Below are 18542 nucleotides of genomic sequence, written 5' to 3'. Positions count from 1 at the left end.
GGCTCAGCCCGCACCCAGTGCCTTGGCGACCTGGTAAGTCACCAGCGAGGCCAGGTAGGCCAGCGCGAACAGGTAGAACGTGGCAAAGCCCATCTGCTTCCACGAGTTGGTCTCGCGCTTGATCGTGGCGAGCGTCGAGATGCACATCGGCGCGTAGATGAACCACACCAGCAGCGACAACGCGGTGGCCAGCGACCAGCCGTCGCTGATCACGGGCGTCAACGCCTGGATAGCCGCGTCATCGTCGGCCGCTGACAGGGCATATATCGTGGCCAGCGAGGCGACCGCCACTTCACGTGCGGCCAGGCCGGGGATCAATGCGATGCAGATCTGCCAGTTGAAGCCCAGCGGCGCGAAGAACACCGCCATCGCATGACCGATGCGGCCAGCGAAGCTGTAATCGATCGCGGGACCCATTGCGCCTTCCGGGGGCGCCGGGAAGTTCAGCAGGAACCACAGCAGGATGGTCAGCGCCAGGATGATGCCACCGACACGCTTGAGGAAGATCATCGCGCGCTCGTACAGGCCGATGAGCAGGTCGCGCGGGTGCGGAATGCGGTAGGAAGGCAGTTCCAGCAACAGCGCGTGCTCGCCCTTGTCGCGCCGCCACTTCTTCATCACCCATGACACCAGCAACGCACTGAGGATGCCTGCTGCGTACAGACCGAACAGCACCAGGCCCTGCTGGTTGAAGATGCCCACCTTCTCGTCCGGCACGAATGCACCGATCAGCAGTGCGTACACCGGCAGGCGCGCCGAGCACGTCATCAGCGGTGCGACCAGGATCGTCGCCAAACGGTCGCGCGGGTCCTGGATGCTGCGCGTGGCCATGATGCCGGGGATGGCGCATGCGAAGCTCGACAGCAGCGGAATGAAGGAGCGGCCCGACAGGCCGGCCGATGCCATCATGCGGTCCAGCAGGAACGCCGCGCGGGGCAGGTAGCCGCTTTCTTCCAGTGCCAGGATGAAGGCGAACAGGATCAGGATCTGCGGCAGGAACACGACCACGCCACCCAGACCACCGATGATGCCGTCGACCAGCAGGCTGTTGAGCGGCCCTTCGGGAAGCAGGCCGCCTGCCTGTTCGCCCAACCAGCCCGTGCCCGCTTCGATCATGTCCATCATCGGCGTCGCCCAGGCATACACCGCCTGGAAGATCAGGAACATCACCACGATCAAAGCCAGCAGTCCGAACACCGGATGCAGCAACCAGCGATCCAACGCGTCGTCGATCTTCGCCGTGCGCGTGGGCATGGCGACCGCGAGCGACAACAGGCGACGCGTTTCCGCGTGCAAATCGGCACCTTCCGCCAGGTGTGTGCGGGGCTCGTGCGGCTGCGCGGCGACAGCATCAATGCGCTCGACCAGCGCACGCGCACCGCCATGCTTCACCGCGATGGTTTCGACCACCGGCACGCCGAGTTCGCGTTCCAGCGCCGCCAGGTCGATGGCGATGCCGCGTCGTTGCGCGGCATCCATCATGTTGACCGCCAGGATCATCGGCTTGCCCAGCTCGCGCACTTCCAGCGCGAAGCGCAGGTGCAGGCGCAGGTTGGTGGCATCCACCACGCAGACCAGCACATCCGGTGCCGGTTCGCCGGGATAGAAGCCGCGGCAGACGTCGCGGGTGACGGCTTCGTCCAGACTGGCGGCGTGCAGGCTGTAGGCACCCGGCAGATCCAGCACCGCGTAGCTGCGCCCGGACGCCGACGAATGCAGCCGGCCTTCCTTGCGCTCGACGGTGACGCCGGCGTAGTTGGCGACCTTCTGCCGGCTGCCGGTCAGCTGGTTGAACAGCGCTGTCTTGCCGCAATTCGGATTGCCGACAAGCGCCAGCCGCAGCATCGATGCCTCGGCGGCGCTCATGACGCGGCTCCGTTGCGCAATCGCACACGGGCCGCTTCGGAGCGGCGCAGCGCGAAGCGCGTGAAACCCACCTGCACCAGCAAAGGCTCCGCACCCAGCGGCCCCTTCGCGACCACTTCGACTTCCTCCCCGTTGACGAAGCCCAGCTCGCGCAGGCGGCGCGCGATGTTGTCCTGCGGCCCGTGGTCTTCCACGGCGTCCACGATGGCGGGGGTACGCGAAGGCAGTTCTGTCAGGATCACGCCAGGCTCTCAAATGCGAATTATTCTCATTGTAGCATCGCCGCAGTGCAGGAAGGCCGCAACGCACTGTGCCGCTATCATTCAGCGACTTTGAAGGGAACGGCAGGCATGGCGGCATCACCGCAGGAACATCCCCTCGTACTGGAACGCGCAGGCGCCGTGGCGCGCATCCGGCTGGACCGCCCCACCCTTCACAACGCCTTCGACGCCCGCCTGATCGCCACGCTGACCACCACGCTCGAACAGGTCGGAGCTGAATCCGACATTCGCGCCGTCGTGCTGGAAGGCAGCGGCGCCTCGTTCTCCGCCGGCGCGGACCTGAACTGGATGCGTGGCATGGCCACCGCCAGCGAGGAGGCCAACCGCGAGGATGCCCTCGCCCTCGCCCGCCTGATGCGTACGCTGGACGAACTGCCCAAACCCACGATTGCCCGCGTGCATGGCGCGGCCTTCGGCGGCGGCGTGGGCCTGGTGGCCTGCTGCGACATCGCCATCGGCGTGCCCGAGGCGAAGTTCGGCCTGACTGAAAGCAAGCTTGGGTTGTTGCCGGCGGTGATCTCGCCGTACGTCATCGCCGCCATCGGTGCCCGGCAGGCGCGGCGATGGTTCGCCACGGCGGAGATCTTCGATGCATCCACCGCGCTGCAGATCGGATTGCTGCACCAGGTGGTGCCGGCGGCGCAGCTGGACGAGGCCGTGGCGCGACAGCTCGCCCTGCTGCTGAAGGCGGGACCACACGCTGCGGCAGGTGCGAAGCAGTTGGTCGCACGCGTCGCCGCTTCTTCCGACCGCGACCGGATGGATGCCGACAATGCGGACCTGATCGCGAAGTTGCGCGTTTCCAGCGAGGGCCAGGAAGGCCTGTCGGCCTTCCTCGACAAGCGCGCACCCGCATGGGCCAACAAGGAGTAGCGACATGATCGACCACGTGGGATTCGATGTCAGCGACTACGCCCGCAGCCGGGCGTTCTACTCACAGGTACTGGCGCCACTGGGCTATGGCGTGGTGATGGAGGTGACCCGCGAGATGACCGGCAGCTACGAGGGATGCGGCTTCGGCCCACCCAGCCGTCCCCACTTCTGGGTAGGCAACGGCGACGGCAGCGGCACGCCATCGCGTCGCCTGCATGTGGCCTTCACCGCCCAGTCTCGTGCCCAGGTGGATGCCTTCCATGCCGCCGCCCTCGCCGCCGGTGGACAGGACAACGGTGCTCCTGGCCTGCGGTTGCACTACCACCCCAACTACTACGGCGCTTTCGTCATCGACCCGGACGGGAACAACATCGAAGCCGTCTGCCACCTTCCCCCGGATGCCCGACCCTGATGTTCTCCAAGATCCTGATCGCCAACCGCGGCGAGATCGCCTGCCGCGTCATCCGCACCTGCCGCCGGCTGGGCATCCGCACTGTCGCCGTGTACTCGGAAGCCGACGCCGATGCGCAGCACGTGCGCCAGGCCGACGAGGCCTACCCGATCGGCGGCCCGCGGCCCCAGGAGAGCTACCTGCGGGGTGATGCGATCATCGAGGTGGCCAGGAGCAGCGGCGCGCAGGCCATCCACCCCGGCTATGGCTTCCTCTCCGAAAACGCCGACTTCGCCGATGCCGTCGCTGCCGCCGGCATCGTGTTCATCGGTCCCTCCGGCGCCTCCATGCGCAAGATGGGCAGCAAGGCCGGTGCGAAGGACCTGATGGACGCCGCCGGGGTCCCGGTGGTGCCGGGCTACACCGGTGAGGACCAGTCGCCGAACACCCTGTCGCGCGAGGCGGCGCGCATCGGCTTCCCGCTGATGATCAAGGCCGCGCACGGCGGCGGTGGCAAGGGCATGCGTATCGTCCATCGGCTGGAGGATTTCATCGCCCAGCTCGAAAGCTGCCAGCGCGAAGCGGCCAACGCCTTCGGCCGCGACCGCGTACTGCTGGAACGCTACGTGCAGTCGCCGCGCCATATCGAGATCCAGGTGTTCGCCGACACGCACGGAAGCACCCTGCACCTCAACGAGCGCGAGTGCTCGGCGCAACGCCGGTACCAGAAAGTGCTGGAGGAATCGCCCTCGCCTTTCCTGACGCCGTCGCTGCGCAACGCGATGGGCGAGGCGGCGGTCCAGGCCGCACAGGCCATCGATTACGTCAACGCCGGCACCGTCGAGTTCATCGTCGATCCCGACGGCCAGTTCTACTTCATGGAAATCAACACGCGACTGCAGGTGGAGCATCCTGTCACCGAGTTCGTCACCGGCCAGGACCTGGTGGAGTGGCAGTTGCGTGTCGCCGCCGGCGAACCCTTGCCGCTCGCGCAGGACGCCATCACGCAACACGGGCACGCCATCGAAGTGCGCCTGTATGCCGAGGATCCCGAGGCCGGTTTCCTGCCCGGCTCGGGCCGCCTGGAAAAGCTGGTCCTGCCGGCACCCTCGGCGCAGGTCCGCCTCGACGCTGGCGTGATCGAAGGCGACACGGTGACCATCTTCTACGACCCGATGATCGCCAAGCTGATCGTCTGGGGCGCGGACCGTACCGAGGCCCTCGCAGGGCTGCGCGCCGCGCTGGCCGAGTGCGGGATCGTCGGACCGAAATCGAACATCGGCTTCCTGGAACGACTGGTCCGCCACCCCGCTATCGTCGAAGGTCGCATCGACACCGGCTATCTGGACCGGCATCTGGACGAGTTCATGCCCGCCGTCGGGCTGGATGCCGTGCAGCAGGTCGCGATCGCCGTCGCGGCGCTGCTCCAGCAGGAAGCGGATGCGCGACAGGGTGCCCGCCATTCCAGCGATCCCGGTTCGCCGTGGGCCGTCGGCGATGGCTGGCGACTGGGACATGCCGGTGCGCGGCCGCTGGCATTCCAGCATCAGGAGGAGACCTGGGAAGCCTCAGGCCATGGGCATGCCGGCACCTACCGCATCCGTCTGGCCACCACCACGCACGAGGTGGAAGGCGCAAAGCTGACCGGCGACCTCCTTGGTTTGCGTATCCAGGGAGAGGCGCGGCGATTCCGCGTCCAGCGCCATGGCACGCGCCTGACGCTGCATGATGGGGAACGTCGGGCCACGGTGGAAACGGTGCCGGTCTACCGTCGCGTGGCGGCGACAGGCATCGAGGCGGGCGGCAGGATCGTCGCACCGATGCCGGGGCGCGTCGTGCTGGTCAAGGCGCAGCAGGGGGACACGGTCAAAGCCGGACAGGAGCTGCTCGTGATGGAGGCGATGAAGATGGAACTGGCGGTGAAGGCTCCGCGCGACGGCGTGGTGGCCGAGGTGCGCGCCAGTGCCGGCGACTTCATCGACGCCGACACATTGCTCGTGACGCTGGAGTGAGCCCTTCCATGGCTTTCCCGCGCATGACAACCGCCCTGCTGTTCGCAACATTCGCGCTGGCGGGCTGCGTGATGTTCGAGCGGCCACCCGCCCCGCTGACCTGCGATCCCGCGCTGGTGGGCCGCTGGATTCCGCTTGCCGACAGCCCGCAGGACAAGGTGCCGCTGGGCAAGGACGACTACGCCGAGGTGGATGCCCGCTGCCACGTGCGCCTGCGCGACAACAACCGGACCGACGCACCGAACTTCGACGCCCTGGGTTTCGAGATCGACGGGCAACGTTACCTGGCGCTCGGCTTCGAGGAACTGGAGGGACTGTTCGCCACCGGCAAGACGGCGCCTCCGATCCCCAAGGGCATGCCCGCCGGCGCTGTCACGCTGCTGAAATACCGCATCCGCGACGATACCCTGCAGATCGCGATGCTCGACACGGTGGCCATCATGCAGCGGGTGCAACAGGGCACATTGAAGGCCCGCGAGACCGATGCCAGCACGTATCTGTTCGAAGGGCGTCCCGAGCAGCTGCGCGACTTGCTGCGCACCCATCCGGACCTGTTCGATGCCTTCGATGGCGGCGGCAAGGCATTGCGCATGCGGCGCGCAAAAGACGCGGTGACGCCATGACCCCCACCGCTCCCCTGCCGATGGCGGATGGCGACTTCGTCAGGATCGTGGAAGTCGGCCCGCGCGATGGCCTGCAGAACGAAAAGGCGCTCGTCTCGACCGCCGACAAGGTGGAATTGATCGACCGTCTATCCGCCACCGGCCTGCTGAGTATCGAGGCCACCAGTTTCGTCAGCCCGCAGTGGGTTCCCCAACTGGCCGATGCGGCGGACGTCTTCACCGCCATCCGGCGCAGGCCCGGGGTCGCCTACCCCGTGCTGGTGCCGAACGAAAAAGGCTATGACCGCGCACGTGCGGTCGGCGTGGAGGAAGTGGCGGTGTTCACCGCCGCGTCCGAGGCCTTCAACCGCAAGAACATCAATGCGTCCATCGATGAATCCATCGAACGCTTCCGCCCCGTGCTCGAGCGCGCGGCTGCCGATGGCGTGAAGGTGCGCGGTTACGTGTCCACCGTCCTGGGCTGCCCGTACCAGGGCGACGTACCGGTCACGGACGTGGTGCGGGTGGCCAGGCAGCTCCATGCGCTGGGCTGCTACGAGATATCACTGGGCGACACCATCGGCGTGGGCACACCGCGCAGGGCCGCCGGCATGTTGAAGGCGGTCGCAGCGGAACTTCCCATGTCCGCATTGGCCGTGCATTTCCATGACACCTACGGGCAGGCGCTGGCGAATATCCTCGCCTGCCTGGATGAAGGCGTCCGCGTGGTGGACGCCGCCGTCTCCGGCGCAGGCGGCTGCCCTTACGCCAAGGGAGCGAGCGGCAACGTGGCCAGCGAGGACGTGGTCTACCTGCTGCATGGCCTGGGCCTGCGCACGGGGGTGGACCTGGATGCACTGGCCGACACGGGCCGGTGGCTGGCGGCACGCCTCGGCCGCGAGACCGGCAGCCGCGTCGGCAAGGCCCTGGCGGCCGCATGAACACGGGCCCGGCCAGCGACGTCGATGTGGTGGCGCTGGCCGCGGCACTGGAGCGCGCGGCTGCCGTCGAAGGTACTGACAGCGCTACGGCGGACCTGCTCCGGCAAGCCGGCGCGGCGTTGCTGGCCAAGCAGCACGAGGCCGATACGGAGCGCTCGCGCTACCGCAACCTGTTCGACGCCGTGCCCGACCCGGTCAGCATCATCGCCGAGGACGGCACCGTGCTGGACCTCAACAAGGCCGGCATGCTGGCCTACAAGCGACCGCGCGACGAGATCGTCGGCAACAACATCAACGTGCTGAACCCCGACCTGCCGCGCGATCACCTGGTGCCGGTCTGGGAAACCCTGAATCGCGGCGTGACCTATGTCATCGAGGTCACCAACATGCGCGGCGATGGCACCCGCTTCCCGGTGGAAGTGCACTCGGCCAACATCAACTTCGACGGGCGCAAGAGTATCGTCGCGGTGGCACGCGACATCAGCAGCCGACGGCTGGCCGAGATGCGCTACCGCGAACTCATGGAGACCCTGGACAAGGGCATCGTGGTGCACAACCGCGAGATGGAAGTGCAGTACTGCAACGGCGCGGCCATGCGCATCTTCGGCATCCGCGAGGACCAGCGCGTCGACCAGGAGCTCGCCCTCGACCGCTGGCATGTCGTCGACGAGCACGGCCGCGAGATGGGTCGCCACGAGTTGCCCGCGCAACGCGCCCTGGACAGCGGCCAGATGGTCGAAAGCGTCCTGTTGGGCCTGTATCACCGCCAGAAGAAACAACTGCTGTGGCTGACCGCCACCTCGGTGCCGCAGTTCGCCCCCGGCGCGAGCGTGCCGGCGCAGGTGACCACGCTTTTCAGCGACGTGACCGAACTCAAGCGCGACAGTGCACTGTTCGACCGTGCGCAATCGCTCGCCCATATCGGCGGCTGGGAATGGGACATCGGCCGCGACCGGATGTACCTGACCGACGAGGCCCAGCGCATCCTGGGTGCCGCGCGTGCGCTGGTGACGCTGGACGACATGCTGTCGTGCCTGCGCGAAGCGGATCGTCGGCGCCTGCGTGGCGCGCTGGACCTGGTCACCGCCGGCGGCAAGGGCTTCGACCTGGAACTCCAGGGCACGCAGGCCGACGGGCATCCGTTCTGGATCCGCGTGATCGGCGACGCCGAGCCCGGCGACCCGGGTGCGTCGCGCATCACCGGCACCATGCAGGACATCTCGCAGGACAAGCAGGCCGAGGAGATGCTGCGCATCCAGGCGCGCACCGATCCGCTGACCGGGCTGATGAACCGCGATGCCGTGCTGACCGAACTCGGCACGCGGCTGGCCGACCCCGAGCGCGCGCGCGCCGCCGTGCTCTACATCGACCTCGACCGTTTCAAGATGGTCAACGATGTGCTGGGCCACAACGCAGGCGACGAGCTGCTGGTGCAGGCCTCGGACCGCATCCGCGGTGCGGTGGGCACCGACGGCATGATAGCCCGCTTCGGCGGCGACGAATTCCTGGTGATCTGCGATGCCGGCGAGAACCCGCACCTGCCGGAACAACTGGCGCACGCCGTACTCGGCGCGTTCGCGGACGCCTTCCGCTTCGGCAAGGATGAGTTCGCCATCACCGCCAGCATCGGACTGGCCATCGCACCCGGCGACGGCCTGCGCCCGCAGCAGCTGATCCAGAACGCCGACATCGCGATGTACGACAGCAAGCACCGCGCACGCAATGGCTGGCAGAGCTTCACCCAGGAACTGGCGCAGCGGCAGCAGGACCGCCTGCAGATCGAGACGCAGCTGCGACGTGCGGTGGACAACGAGGAGTTCCGGCTGGTCTACCAACCGCAGGTGGACCTGCGCAACGGCCGCATCATCGCCGGCGAAGCGCTGATCCGCTGGCAGAACCACCAGTTGGGCGAACTGCGCCCGGACGTGTTCATCAGCCATGCGGAGACGACCGGCGACATCGTGCGCATCGGCAGTTGGGTATTGCGCGAAGCATGCCGGCAGGTGGCCGCCTGGCGCGACCAGGGGCTGGGCATCGTGCGCGTGGCGGTCAATGTGTCGTACCGGCAGTTCGCCGGTGACGACCTGGCCGATCGCGTGCGGGCGATCCTGACCGAGTTCGACCTGCCCGGCGCAGCGCTGGAGCTGGAGTTCACCGAACGCGTGCTCATCGAGGACGCCCCCGCCACGCTGCGCACCTTCGCCGACCTGCGGCAGCTGGGCGTGGTGCTGACGATCGACGATTTCGGTGAAGGCTACAGCGCGCTCAACTATCTGCGCCGCCTGCCCATCCACGGCCTGAAGCTCAGCCCGCTGTTCACCGAGGGCGTGCCCAGCAACCGGTCCGACGTGGCCGTCTGCCAGGCGGTGTCCGCGATCGCACGCAGCCTGGGACTGGGACTGGTCGCCGAGGGCGTCGAATCCGAGGCGCAGCGCCAGTTCCTGCTCAACCTCGGGGTCCCGGTGGGCCAGGGATTCCTGTTCGCACCCGGCCTGTCACCCGACGAATTCGCGCGCCGGCTTGCCGACGCCCCGCTGGAGCGGGTGCACGCCTGAGAGGCGGCAATCCTTGTAGGAGCGACGTGAGTCGCGACCGCGAACCAAGGCGGGCAATGCCCTTTGGCGAGGCGCGAACCATGGCGATTCATTGCGGACCTGCGAAGGAGGACGATGGTGCAGACGCCTCCCGGTCGCGACTTACGTCGCTCCTACAGGGAGCCCAGGGCTCCCAGACACCCACCATCGCGTAAAATGCCGGCTTTTCCGCAGCAGGTTCACCGCATGCAGCTTCCCGACACCCGCGCCATCATCACCGGCGGCGTTTCCGGCCTGGGCCTGGCCGTGGCCCGCCACGTGGTCGCCCATGGCGGCAAGGCCGCGCTGTTCGACGTCAACGACGACAAGGGCGCCGTCGCGGTCGCCGAGCTGGGCGAGGCCAACGTCCGCTACTTCCGTACCGATGTGACCGACGAGGCCGGTGTCGCGGCGAACGTGGCGGCAGCGAAGGAGTTCCTCGGCGGCTTGAATGCGGCGATCAACTGCGCCGGCATCCTCGGCGCCGGTCGCGTGCTGGGCAAGGAAGCACCGATGCCGCTGTCCACGTTCCAAGGCACGGTGATGGTCAACCTGGTCGGCAGCTTCAACGTGGCCAAGGCCGCTGCCGACGTGATGCAGCACAACGCGCCCAACGCCGATGGAGAACGCGGCGTGATCATCAACACGGCCAGTGTGGCGGCGTACGAAGGCCAGATCGGCCAGGCCGCGTACTCGGCATCGAAGGGCGGCGTGGTCGCCATGACGCTGCCGATGGCGCGCGAGCTGTCCCGCTTCGGCATCCGCGTGATGACCGTGGCGCCCGGCATCTTCTGGACGCCGATGGTCGATGGCATGCCGGAGGCCGTGCAGCAGTCGCTCAGCGCCTCGATCCCCTTCCCGTCCCGCCTCGGCAGGCCCGAGGAGTTCGCCGACCTGGTCGCCTACATCCTGGGCAATACGTATCTCAACGGCGAGACCATCCGGCTGGATGGCGCCGTGCGCCTCGCCCCGAAGTAGGGCCGTGATTCGTCACTCGTGAGTGGTGATTCGCAAGAGCCGCCTTCCCGAACGATCACGCCGCCCCACCCCATCACCCATCACCAATCGCAAATCACCACCATGAAAGCTTTCGACATCAAGAAGGGCAACGTCGTCGAACACAACGGCGGCGTCTACCAGATCCGCGACATCGAGCGCAGCTCGCCGCAAGGGCGCGGTGGCAACGTGCGCTTCCGTTTCATCATGTACAGCGTACCCGGCGGCAACAAGCTGGATGCCAGCTTCGACGCCGACGACAACCTGCCGGAAGTCGAACTGCTGCGCCGGCAGGCGACGTTCTCGTACATGGATGGCGATGCGTTCGTCTTCCTCGACGACGAGGACTACACGCCCTACACGCTGGATGCCAACGTCATCGGCGATGACGCCGGCTACATCACCGAAGGCCTGGCCGGCTGCTACGTGCAGGTCATCGACGAACTGCCGGTCGCCCTGCAGCTTCCGCAGCACGTGACGCTGGAAGTGGTGGAAACGCCGCCGGAACTGAAGGGTGGCACCGCGACCAAGCGCCCGAAGCCGGCCAAGCTCAACACCGGCATCGAGATCATGGTGCCGGAGTACATCACCAACGGCGAGCGCATCCTGGTCAACACGACGACGGGCGAGTTCGGCGGTCGCGCCGACTGAGGCCTTCGGTCACGACGCGCCTGCCGCATCCAGTGCGCGCAGGCGCGCGCTGATCGTTTTCAGGTTTGCTTCGATGCCCCGCACGACCTCGCGCTGGTCGGCGGGCAGCCAGCGCTCCAGTTCGCCACGAAGCACACCATCCTGCTCACGCAAGCGCGCCACGCGGGTTCCTGCTTCCTTCGCAATGCGCGCGCGCTCATCGGCCTGCGGAAGTCCGTAGCCCTCCGGCAGCAGTTCCGAGGGGCGACTGGCGAAACCGGTATCGCCCAGCCACGTGCGCAAGGCCTGCAGCGCCCGCGCGACATCGGCGGGCGCATTGCGGCCCAGGTAGCGTCGCTTCAGTTCGTCGCGCAACAGCAGTTGCTGGCGACGGAGCGCCGCATTCTCCAGCACCAGCAGCGCCGCGCTCGCACGCAGGTCGGCCCGTGGCAGCCAGATGGCGCGCTCCGCAGGCGACAGCGCCAGCCAGGCGTGCACGTCCTGCTGCGGCAGCGCGAGCGCCTCGCGTGCCACATCGAACAGTGCGTCGTAGCGCGCGCTCATCGGCTCGAAGTAGTAACCGAGTCGTCGCGCCTGCCCTGCGTCGTCGAGCACGCGGGTATCGGCGATGCCACGACGCTCCAGCTTCTTCAGCAGTCCGGTGGGCGTGATGCTGGCGAGCGGTTCCCCGGCCAGTCGTGGCACGCCGTCGTGCAGCAGCTTCCAGGTCTCCACCGCGCAGTTGTTGCTGATGAAGTAGTAGCGTCCGTCGTAGCTCCAGTGAAGCTGCGCGGCCCGCTCGACCAGGGACGCGATTTCATCCTGCTCCAGTTGCAGGGGAATGGACTGCAGGCCGCGCAGTTCCACCCGGGTGTACTCCTCGATCACCTGGTCCAGCGGCAACAGGAACAGGCGCGACGGGTACGAGCCGGTCAGGCCGCGCCACCCGGAGATCTGCACGTCGCCCACGAACGCGCGGAACGACAGCACGCGGTGATGGGCCAGGTCGAGGCGGCAATCGGGTCCCGGTGCACGACCGGGCGCGCAGACCACCAACCGCAGCATGCTGTGGCCCCAGCGACTCATCGCCTGCGTGTTGCCCTCCGCCAGCAGATAGTCGACCGCGTAGATGCGCGCCGGGTCCAGTGCGAGCAACGAGGCATCGCCGGCTTCGGCATCCACATCCAGGAACGGCAATCCGGGCGCACATGCCTTCGTCGTCATCGGCATCCGGAAGTGCATCGCGAAGTGACGATGCAGGGCCGGGCGTCGGCAACCGTAGGTGGGATCGAACACGAAATGCTCGAGGTTCACCGCCACGAATTCGGAAGGACGCTCCAACTCGTACGGATCAGGCACCCGTGCGACGAAATCGTTGCGCGAACGGCGCCCCGCGATGGCAAACACGCTGCGCTGCCATCCCGCGAGATCTCGCAGGCGCGGATCGCCGGACAGAATGTCGCGCTGTGCCCGGTCATAGCTGTGAGCAAGTTCGTGCACCAGCGCGTTCCGGACGGCGCGCAACGAAGCATCGTCCGCAGGCATGCCATCGCGTGCCTGCCATGCCTGCAACAGGCGGCGCGGCAACAGGATGCGATCACCGACCCGTCGACCGGCCACATGCACGGGAAGATCGTCGCGCCATTGCAGGACGAGATCGGACGGCAGCCCATCGCGCCATGCCTGCGGCAGGCGCGGCAGGACATCGTCGAGCAGCGCCTGCGTCGCGACGATGTCATCGGAGCCGAGGCCCGTCGGATCGATGTCGAGCGCGGCCGCCGTGACGGCCGGCCCCAGCCACGCCCATGCGAGCAGCGCGACGAAGCGCCGGCCGCAGGGCCGACGCGGTGGCATCAGCGAGCCAGGATGGCCTGCGCCAGCTGCATGTCGCTGGCCTTGCGAGCGGCTTCATCCTTCTCGCGCAGGTGACGCAGCGCGGCTTCCAGTTGGGCGCCACGGATACGACCGTCGCTGGCGACAAAGCTGGCGGCGTCCTCGCGCGCCTGCACGACGATCTTGTCGTCGCCGGATGAGCTGTCGGACGAGGCGGACGAGCCGGCGGATGACGCACCGGCCGAACTGCCGGCGAAGCTGCCGGCCAGTGCCGGGACGGAGAACGCCAGCAGGACGCCAGCCAGGAGAATTCGGGACATGGACACTTCCAGGGAATGAACGGACACCGCGCGCATCGCGGCGCGCCAAGACTACCTGCAATCAGCGATGGCTGGATGAATCCGCGTCACGCGTCGAAGAGCTTGCCCGGGTTCATCAGGCCGTTCGGATCCAGCACGCGCTTGATGCCGCGCATCACCGCGATCTCGTCGGCGCTGCGCGTGCTTTCCAGATAGCCCTTCTTCACCAGGCCGATGCCGTGTTCGGCGGAAATGCTGCCGTGGTGGCGGCGCAGCGATTCGGCCAGCAGCTTGGTGACCTGCTCGCACTGGGTGACGAACTCCGCGTTCTCCATACCGTCGGGCTTCAGCACGTTGATATGCAGGTTGCCGTCACCGATATGGCCGAACCACACCACTTCGAAGTGCGGGTACGCCTCGCCCAGCAACGCCTGCGTCTCGGCAAGGAACGCAGGCATGGCGGAAATGCGCACGGACACGTCGTTCTTGTACGGCACATAGCGCGCCAGCGCCTCGGTGATGCCCTCGCGCAGGCGCCACAGCTGCGCGGCCTGGGCATCGGACTGGCTGATCACGCCATCGCTGACCCAGCCCTGCTCCATGCAGGCCTCGAAGGCCGCCATTGCCGCGGCTTCCCTCGCCTCGTCGCCGATCGCGAACTCGGTGACCACGTAGTACGGATGGATTTCCTCGAACGGCTTCTGTGCGCCATGCGCCAGCACATGGTGCAGCGCGCGGTCGGTGAAGAATTCGAAGGCCTCCAGCTGCAGGCGCTCGCGGAACGCGGCGAACACCTGCATCAGCACATCGAACGACGGCAGTGCCAGCAGCATGACATTGGTCGGCGGCGGCGGATCGGTCAGCCTCACGGTGGCTTCCACCACGATGCCCAACGTCCCTTCCGAGCCGATCCAGAGATGGCGCAGGTCGTAGCCGCTGGAATTCTTGATCAGTGCCTTGTTGAGCTCCAGCACGTCGCCGGCACCGGTGACGACTTTCAGACCGGCGATCCATTCGCGCGTGTTGCCGTAGCGGATCACCCGGATGCCGCCGGCGTTGGTGGCGATGTTGCCGCCGATGGCGCAAGAACCGCGTGCGGCGAAATCGACCGGATAGACCAGTCCGTGCTCACGCGCCGCGTTATGTACGGCCTCCAGCGGCATACCGGCCTGCACGGTCAGCGTGCGGTCCACGGCATTGAAGTCGAGCGCCTGGTTCATGCGCTCAAGGCTCAGCACCAGTTCGCCATTCGCGGCCACGGCGCCACCGGACAGGCCGGTGCGCCCGCCCGAGGGCACGACCGCGACGCGATGCTCGTTCGCCCAACGCACGACGGCCTGCACTTCCTCGACCGTGGCGGGCAATGCGATCGCCAGCGGTGCGGGTGTCCAGCGCCGGGTCCAGTCGCGGCCGTAGTGCTCGAGATCGGCAGGATCGGTCTTCAGGCGCAGCGCCGGGACGGCGTGCAGCAGGGCTTCCAGGCGCGGATCGCTCATTGCGGAGGGCAGGCTTTCGGGGGCGCCCAGCGTGCCAGCGATGCTGCGCTGCGTCCAGCGAGCGATGCGCTTGGTTGCAAGGGCAACAAAGCCTGGAAAACGGCAACCGAGCTTTCCATTCCGCGCCGCACCATCGACGGCGTGCATCTGGCATAGTGACGCCCCTTCCCCCTCCGCTGCGACCTTTCCGGCAATGTCGATCAAGAAGACCTCGTACCCGAAGCAGGACATCCGCGTGCTGTTGCTGGAAGGGGTCAGCCAGACCGCTGTGGAGACGTTCCGCGCGGCGGGCTATACGCAGATCGAGTACCACGAGAAGTCGCTGCCGGAAGACGAACTGAAGCGCCGCATTGCCGAAGCGCACATTGTCGGCATCCGCTCGCGCAGCCACCTGACCGACGATGTGCTGTCGCAGGCACGCCGGCTGATCGCGGTGGGCTGCTTCTGCATCGGCACCAACCAGGTGGATCTGGACGCGGCGGAACTAGCCGGCATTCCGGTCTTCAACGCCCCGTACTCCAATACCCGCAGCGTGGCGGAACTGGTCGTTGCGCAGGCCATCCTGCTGATGCGTGGCATCCCCCAGAAGAACGCCGAGTGCCACCGGGGCGGCTGGAGCAAGTCCGCTGCCGGCAGTCATGAGGTGCGAGGCAAGACCCTGGGCATCATCGGCTACGGCCATATCGGCACCCAGGTGGGCGTGCTGGCCGAGTCGCTGGGCATGCAGGTGCTCTTCCACGACATCGAGACCAAGCTGTCGCTGGGCAACGCACGCGCCGCCGTCAGCCTGGACGACCTGCTGGAACTCAGCGACGTGGTCACGCTGCACGTACCGGAGACGGCCGCGACGAAAGACATGTTCGGCGCGGCGCAGATCGCCCGGATGAAGCCCGGCGCACACCTGATCAACGCCTCGCGCGGCACCGTGGTGGACATCGATGCACTGGCGGAAGCACTGAAGTCCGGCAAGGTCGGCGGTGCCGCGGTGGACGTGTTCCCGGTGGAACCCAAGGGCAATGCGGATGCCTTCGAGTCGCCGTTGCGCGGGTTGGACAACGTGATCCTGACCCCGCATGTCGGTGGCAGCACGCTGGAGGCGCAGGACAACATCGGCGTGGAAGTGGCGGCCAAGCTGGTGCGCTACAGCGACAACGGCAGCACGCTGTCGGCGGTGAACTTCCCCGAAGTCACCCTGCCCGGCCACGAGGGCAGCCGACGCATCCTGCATATCCACCGCAATGTGCCGGGCGTGCTGTCGCAGATCAACGACATCTTCCGCGACCGCGGCATCAACATCGACGGCCAGTTCCTGCGCACCGACCCGAAAGTCGGCTACGTGGTCATCGACGTGACTGCCGATGAAGAACAGACGGCCAGCCTGCGCGACGCGATGGCGGCAATTGACGGCACGCTGCGGGTGCGCGTGCTGTATTGATATCCGCAGTGCGGTGGGCCGGGGTCCAGCCTACGCCGTGTTGCGCGCCAGCCACTTGCGGGCCATGCGGCTGAGGGATTCATCCGGCTCGGCGGCGATCGGTGCGATATCGCGCCAGGCCAGGTCGAGCGACTCCTCGCTGACCACGTAGTCCTCGCTGCCGTTGGCACGCACCACATAGCGTATGTCGTAGTGCCAGTGCCCCGGCACGTCCCTCCGTTCGGGTATCCAGTGGCGGTCCAGATCGAAGATGCCGCCTTCCACGGACAGATCGGACAGGCCGGATTCCTCCTCGGCTTCCTTCAGCGCCACGCGCGCCATGTCCTCGTCACCGTCGGCATGGCCTCCCAGCTGCAGCCACCGGCCCAGCTTGCGGTGGTGGGTCAGCAACGTGCGCCGGCCATCGGCGCTGATCAGCCAGGCGCCCCCCGTGAGGTGCCCTTCCAGTCGCTCGCGGAGCAGCGGATTGGCCGGATCGTCCAGCAGCTCGAGAAACTGCGCGACCACCGCCTGTTCGTCGGGCCAGCGGTGTCCGTAATCGGCCAGATGTGCGCGAAGGGCGGTGTAAGCGACTGACACGGCGTGTTTTTTCCTTGCGGGCAGGTCGGTGGTGTCGTGATTATCGCCCGGCATGCTGCAACCGCGCTTGTGATCCCCCGCCCGCTTTGGCAAGGTACGGCCTTCCGTGGGGGCGCCTTCCCCATGACAGTTGCCACCGCCTGGCGGGTCTTTCCGCCGGCATCCAGTCTTGCAAGGGGACGCTGCGAATGCTCAAAGCTCTGTTCAGGGTCAAGCCGGTTGCACCGGCGGGACATATCGATGCCGGTGAACCTTTCGAAGGCAGCCTGGACGGCGAAAGCAGTCTGAAGCGAACCCTGACCGCCAAACATCTCGTGCTGCTGGGCGTGGGCGCGGTCATCGGTGCGGGCATCTTCGTGCTGACCGGCCAGGCCGCGGCCAACCACGCCGGCCCGGCGATCATGTTGAGCTTCGTGATTGCCGGCTTTGCCTGCGCCATGGCCGGCCTCTGCTACGCCGAGTTCGCCTCGATGATGCCGGTGTCCGGCAGCGCATATTCGTACTCCTACGCCACCCTGGGCGAGGCCGTGGCCTGGTTCATCGGCTGGTGCCTGGTGCTGGAATACCTGTTCGCATCGTCCACCGTCGCGGTGGGCTGGTCTGGCTACCTGGTGAGCTTCCTCACCGGCACGCTGGGCATGCCCTTCCCCGAGCAGCTGGCCATCGCGCCGATCACCTGGGCCAACGGCGGGTTCGTCGCCACCGACGGCATCATCAACCTGCCTGCGGTGCTGATCGTCGCCGCGGTCAGTGGCCTGTGCTACGTCGGCATCACCCAGTCGGCCTTCGTCAACTCGATCATCGTCGCCATCAAGGTGGTCGTGATTGCGGCCTTCCTCGGCTTTGGCATCCAGTACGTCGACCCGGCGAACTGGACCCCCTTCATCCCCGAGAACACCGGCCCCGGCCAGTTCGGCATGGATGGCGTGTTCCGCGCGGCGACCATCGTGTTCTTCGCTTACATCGGCTTCGACGCGGTTTCCACGGCCGCAGGCGAGGCCAAGAACCCGCAGCGCGACATGCCCAAGGGCATCCTCGGCTCGCTGGCCATCTGCACCGTCATCTACATCGCCGTCTGTGCGGTACTGACCGGCATGACCCACTACACGCTGCTGGGCACCGCCAAGCCGGTGGCCACGGCGCTGGAAGAGGTCCTCAAGGCCGATCCCGGCGCCAGCGTGGGCTGGCTCAAGACCGCGGTGGAAATCGGCGCCATTGCAGGCCTGTCGTCGGTGATCCTGGTCATGCTGATGGCTCAGCCACGCATTTTCTACAGCATGGCCAAGGACGGGCTGATGCCGAAGATCTTCGGCAAGGTGCACCCGAAGTTCCATACGCCCTATGTCGGCACGATCATCGTCGGCGTGCTGGCCTGCCTGCTCGCGGGCTTCATGCCGCTCAGCGTGCTCGGCGAACTGGTATCGATGGGGACGCTGCTGGCCTTCGCCACGGTGTGCCTTGGCGTGCTGGTGCTGCGCTTCACCCGTCCTGACCTCAACCGGCCGTTCCGCGTGCCGATGTTCTGGCTGATCTGCCCGGTGGGCGTGCTCGCCTGCCTGTTCCTGTTCCTGCAGTCGTTCATGGAGCACTGGCAGATCTTCGTGGCCTGGACCGTGCTGGGCCAGCTGATCTACTTCGCCTACGGCTTCCGGAACAGCAAACTCAGGCAGAAGGCCTGATCCTCTTCAAGGCCGGCGGACGCACCGCCGGCCTTTTTGGTTGCCCTCATCGAACC

16 protein-coding genes are annotated in these 18542 nt (G+C 67.0%); 10 read left to right on the top strand and 6 right to left on the bottom strand.

What is annotated here, in order from left to right:
* Positions 1 to 3: 3 nt before the first annotated feature.
* Positions 4 to 1866, bottom strand: a complete 1863-nt coding sequence (gene feoB / locus IB223_RS07455; protein WP_192200958.1) for a ferrous iron transport protein B — start codon at positions 1864 to 1866, stop codon at positions 4 to 6.
* Complete coding sequence (locus IB223_RS07450; RefSeq protein WP_192200957.1) at positions 1863 to 2108, bottom strand: FeoA family protein; 246 nt, start codon at positions 2106 to 2108, stop codon at positions 1863 to 1865. Before IB223_RS07450 ends, feoB begins: the two co-directional genes overlap by 4 nt.
* Before the next feature lie 108 nt (positions 2109 to 2216).
* Here IB223_RS07450 and IB223_RS07445 point away from each other — a divergent pair, with 108 nt between their 5' ends.
* From IB223_RS07445 to yeiP, 8 genes are all read left to right on the top strand, one after another.
* Complete coding sequence (locus tag IB223_RS07445) at positions 2217 to 3020, top strand: enoyl-CoA hydratase-related protein (RefSeq protein ID WP_192200956.1); 804 nt, start codon at positions 2217 to 2219, stop codon at positions 3018 to 3020.
* A 4-nt stretch (positions 3021 to 3024) separates the two neighbouring features.
* Positions 3025 to 3432 (top strand): VOC family protein, encoded by a 408-nt coding sequence (locus IB223_RS07440; RefSeq protein WP_192200955.1) that lies wholly within the window; start codon positions 3025 to 3027, stop codon positions 3430 to 3432.
* A complete protein-coding gene (locus tag IB223_RS07435; protein WP_192200954.1) occupies positions 3432 to 5423 on the top strand; it encodes an acetyl/propionyl/methylcrotonyl-CoA carboxylase subunit alpha in 1992 nt (663 codons plus the stop codon). Before IB223_RS07440 ends, IB223_RS07435 begins: the two co-directional genes overlap by 1 nt.
* A 23-nt stretch (positions 5424 to 5446) precedes the next feature.
* Complete coding sequence (locus tag IB223_RS07430; RefSeq protein ID WP_192200953.1) at positions 5447 to 6046, top strand: hypothetical protein; 600 nt, start codon at positions 5447 to 5449, stop codon at positions 6044 to 6046.
* Positions 6047 to 6066: 20 nt separating this feature from the next.
* On the top strand, positions 6067 to 6966 hold the full coding sequence (locus IB223_RS07425; protein ID WP_192201290.1) for a hydroxymethylglutaryl-CoA lyase: 900 nt from the start codon (positions 6067 to 6069) through the stop codon (positions 6964 to 6966).
* On the top strand, positions 6963 to 9521 hold the full coding sequence (locus IB223_RS07420; RefSeq protein WP_192200952.1) for an EAL domain-containing protein: 2559 nt from the start codon (positions 6963 to 6965) through the stop codon (positions 9519 to 9521). The genes IB223_RS07425 and IB223_RS07420 overlap by 4 nt, the downstream gene beginning before the upstream one ends.
* A 225-nt stretch (positions 9522 to 9746) precedes the next feature.
* A complete protein-coding gene (locus tag IB223_RS07415; RefSeq protein WP_192200951.1) occupies positions 9747 to 10517 on the top strand; it encodes an SDR family NAD(P)-dependent oxidoreductase in 771 nt (256 codons plus the stop codon).
* 102 nt (positions 10518 to 10619) lie between these two features.
* Complete coding sequence (yeiP, locus tag IB223_RS07410) at positions 10620 to 11186, top strand: elongation factor P-like protein YeiP (RefSeq protein WP_192200950.1); 567 nt, start codon at positions 10620 to 10622, stop codon at positions 11184 to 11186.
* Positions 11187 to 11195: 9 nt separating this feature from the next.
* Here the strand turns inward: yeiP and IB223_RS07405 are convergent, their stop codons facing one another.
* The 3 genes from IB223_RS07405 to IB223_RS07395 form a co-directional block, all read right to left on the bottom strand.
* Entirely contained in the window at positions 11196 to 13019 is a 1824-nt protein-coding gene (locus tag IB223_RS07405) for a DUF4105 domain-containing protein (protein ID WP_192200949.1), read from the bottom strand.
* Entirely contained in the window at positions 13019 to 13318 is a 300-nt protein-coding gene (locus tag IB223_RS07400; protein WP_192200948.1) for a DUF2388 domain-containing protein, read from the bottom strand. Before IB223_RS07400 ends, IB223_RS07405 begins: the two co-directional genes overlap by 1 nt.
* An 86-nt stretch (positions 13319 to 13404) precedes the next feature.
* Positions 13405 to 14793, bottom strand: coding sequence for an FAD-binding oxidoreductase (locus IB223_RS07395; RefSeq protein ID WP_192200947.1), 1389 nt, complete (start codon positions 14791 to 14793; stop codon positions 13405 to 13407).
* Between the two features lie 193 nt (positions 14794 to 14986).
* On the opposite strand from IB223_RS07395, the gene serA reads away from it, so the two are divergent.
* The gene (gene serA, locus IB223_RS07390) at positions 14987 to 16228 is read left to right on the top strand and encodes a phosphoglycerate dehydrogenase (RefSeq protein WP_192200946.1); all 1242 of its coding nucleotides are present in this window, start codon (positions 14987 to 14989) and stop codon (positions 16226 to 16228) included.
* Positions 16229 to 16258: 30 nt separating this feature from the next.
* Here the strand turns inward: serA and IB223_RS07385 are convergent, their stop codons facing one another.
* Positions 16259 to 16807, bottom strand: a complete 549-nt coding sequence (locus IB223_RS07385) for an NUDIX hydrolase (protein WP_343227152.1) — start codon at positions 16805 to 16807, stop codon at positions 16259 to 16261.
* Between the two features lie 188 nt (positions 16808 to 16995).
* On the opposite strand from IB223_RS07385, the gene IB223_RS07380 reads away from it, so the two are divergent.
* Positions 16996 to 18486: an amino acid permease gene (locus tag IB223_RS07380; protein WP_192200944.1), complete on the top strand. Its 1491-nt coding sequence runs from the start codon at positions 16996 to 16998 to the stop codon at positions 18484 to 18486.
* The last annotated feature ends 56 nt before the right edge of the window (positions 18487 to 18542 follow it).

Origin of the sequence: Pseudoxanthomonas sp. PXM03 (genome assembly GCF_014852005.1) — a bacterium.
In the GTDB taxonomy this organism is placed as follows: domain Bacteria; phylum Pseudomonadota; class Gammaproteobacteria; order Xanthomonadales; family Xanthomonadaceae; genus Pseudoxanthomonas_A.
Note: the sequence above shows the minus strand (reverse complement) of the source record. Positions and strands in the feature narration are given on the sequence as shown.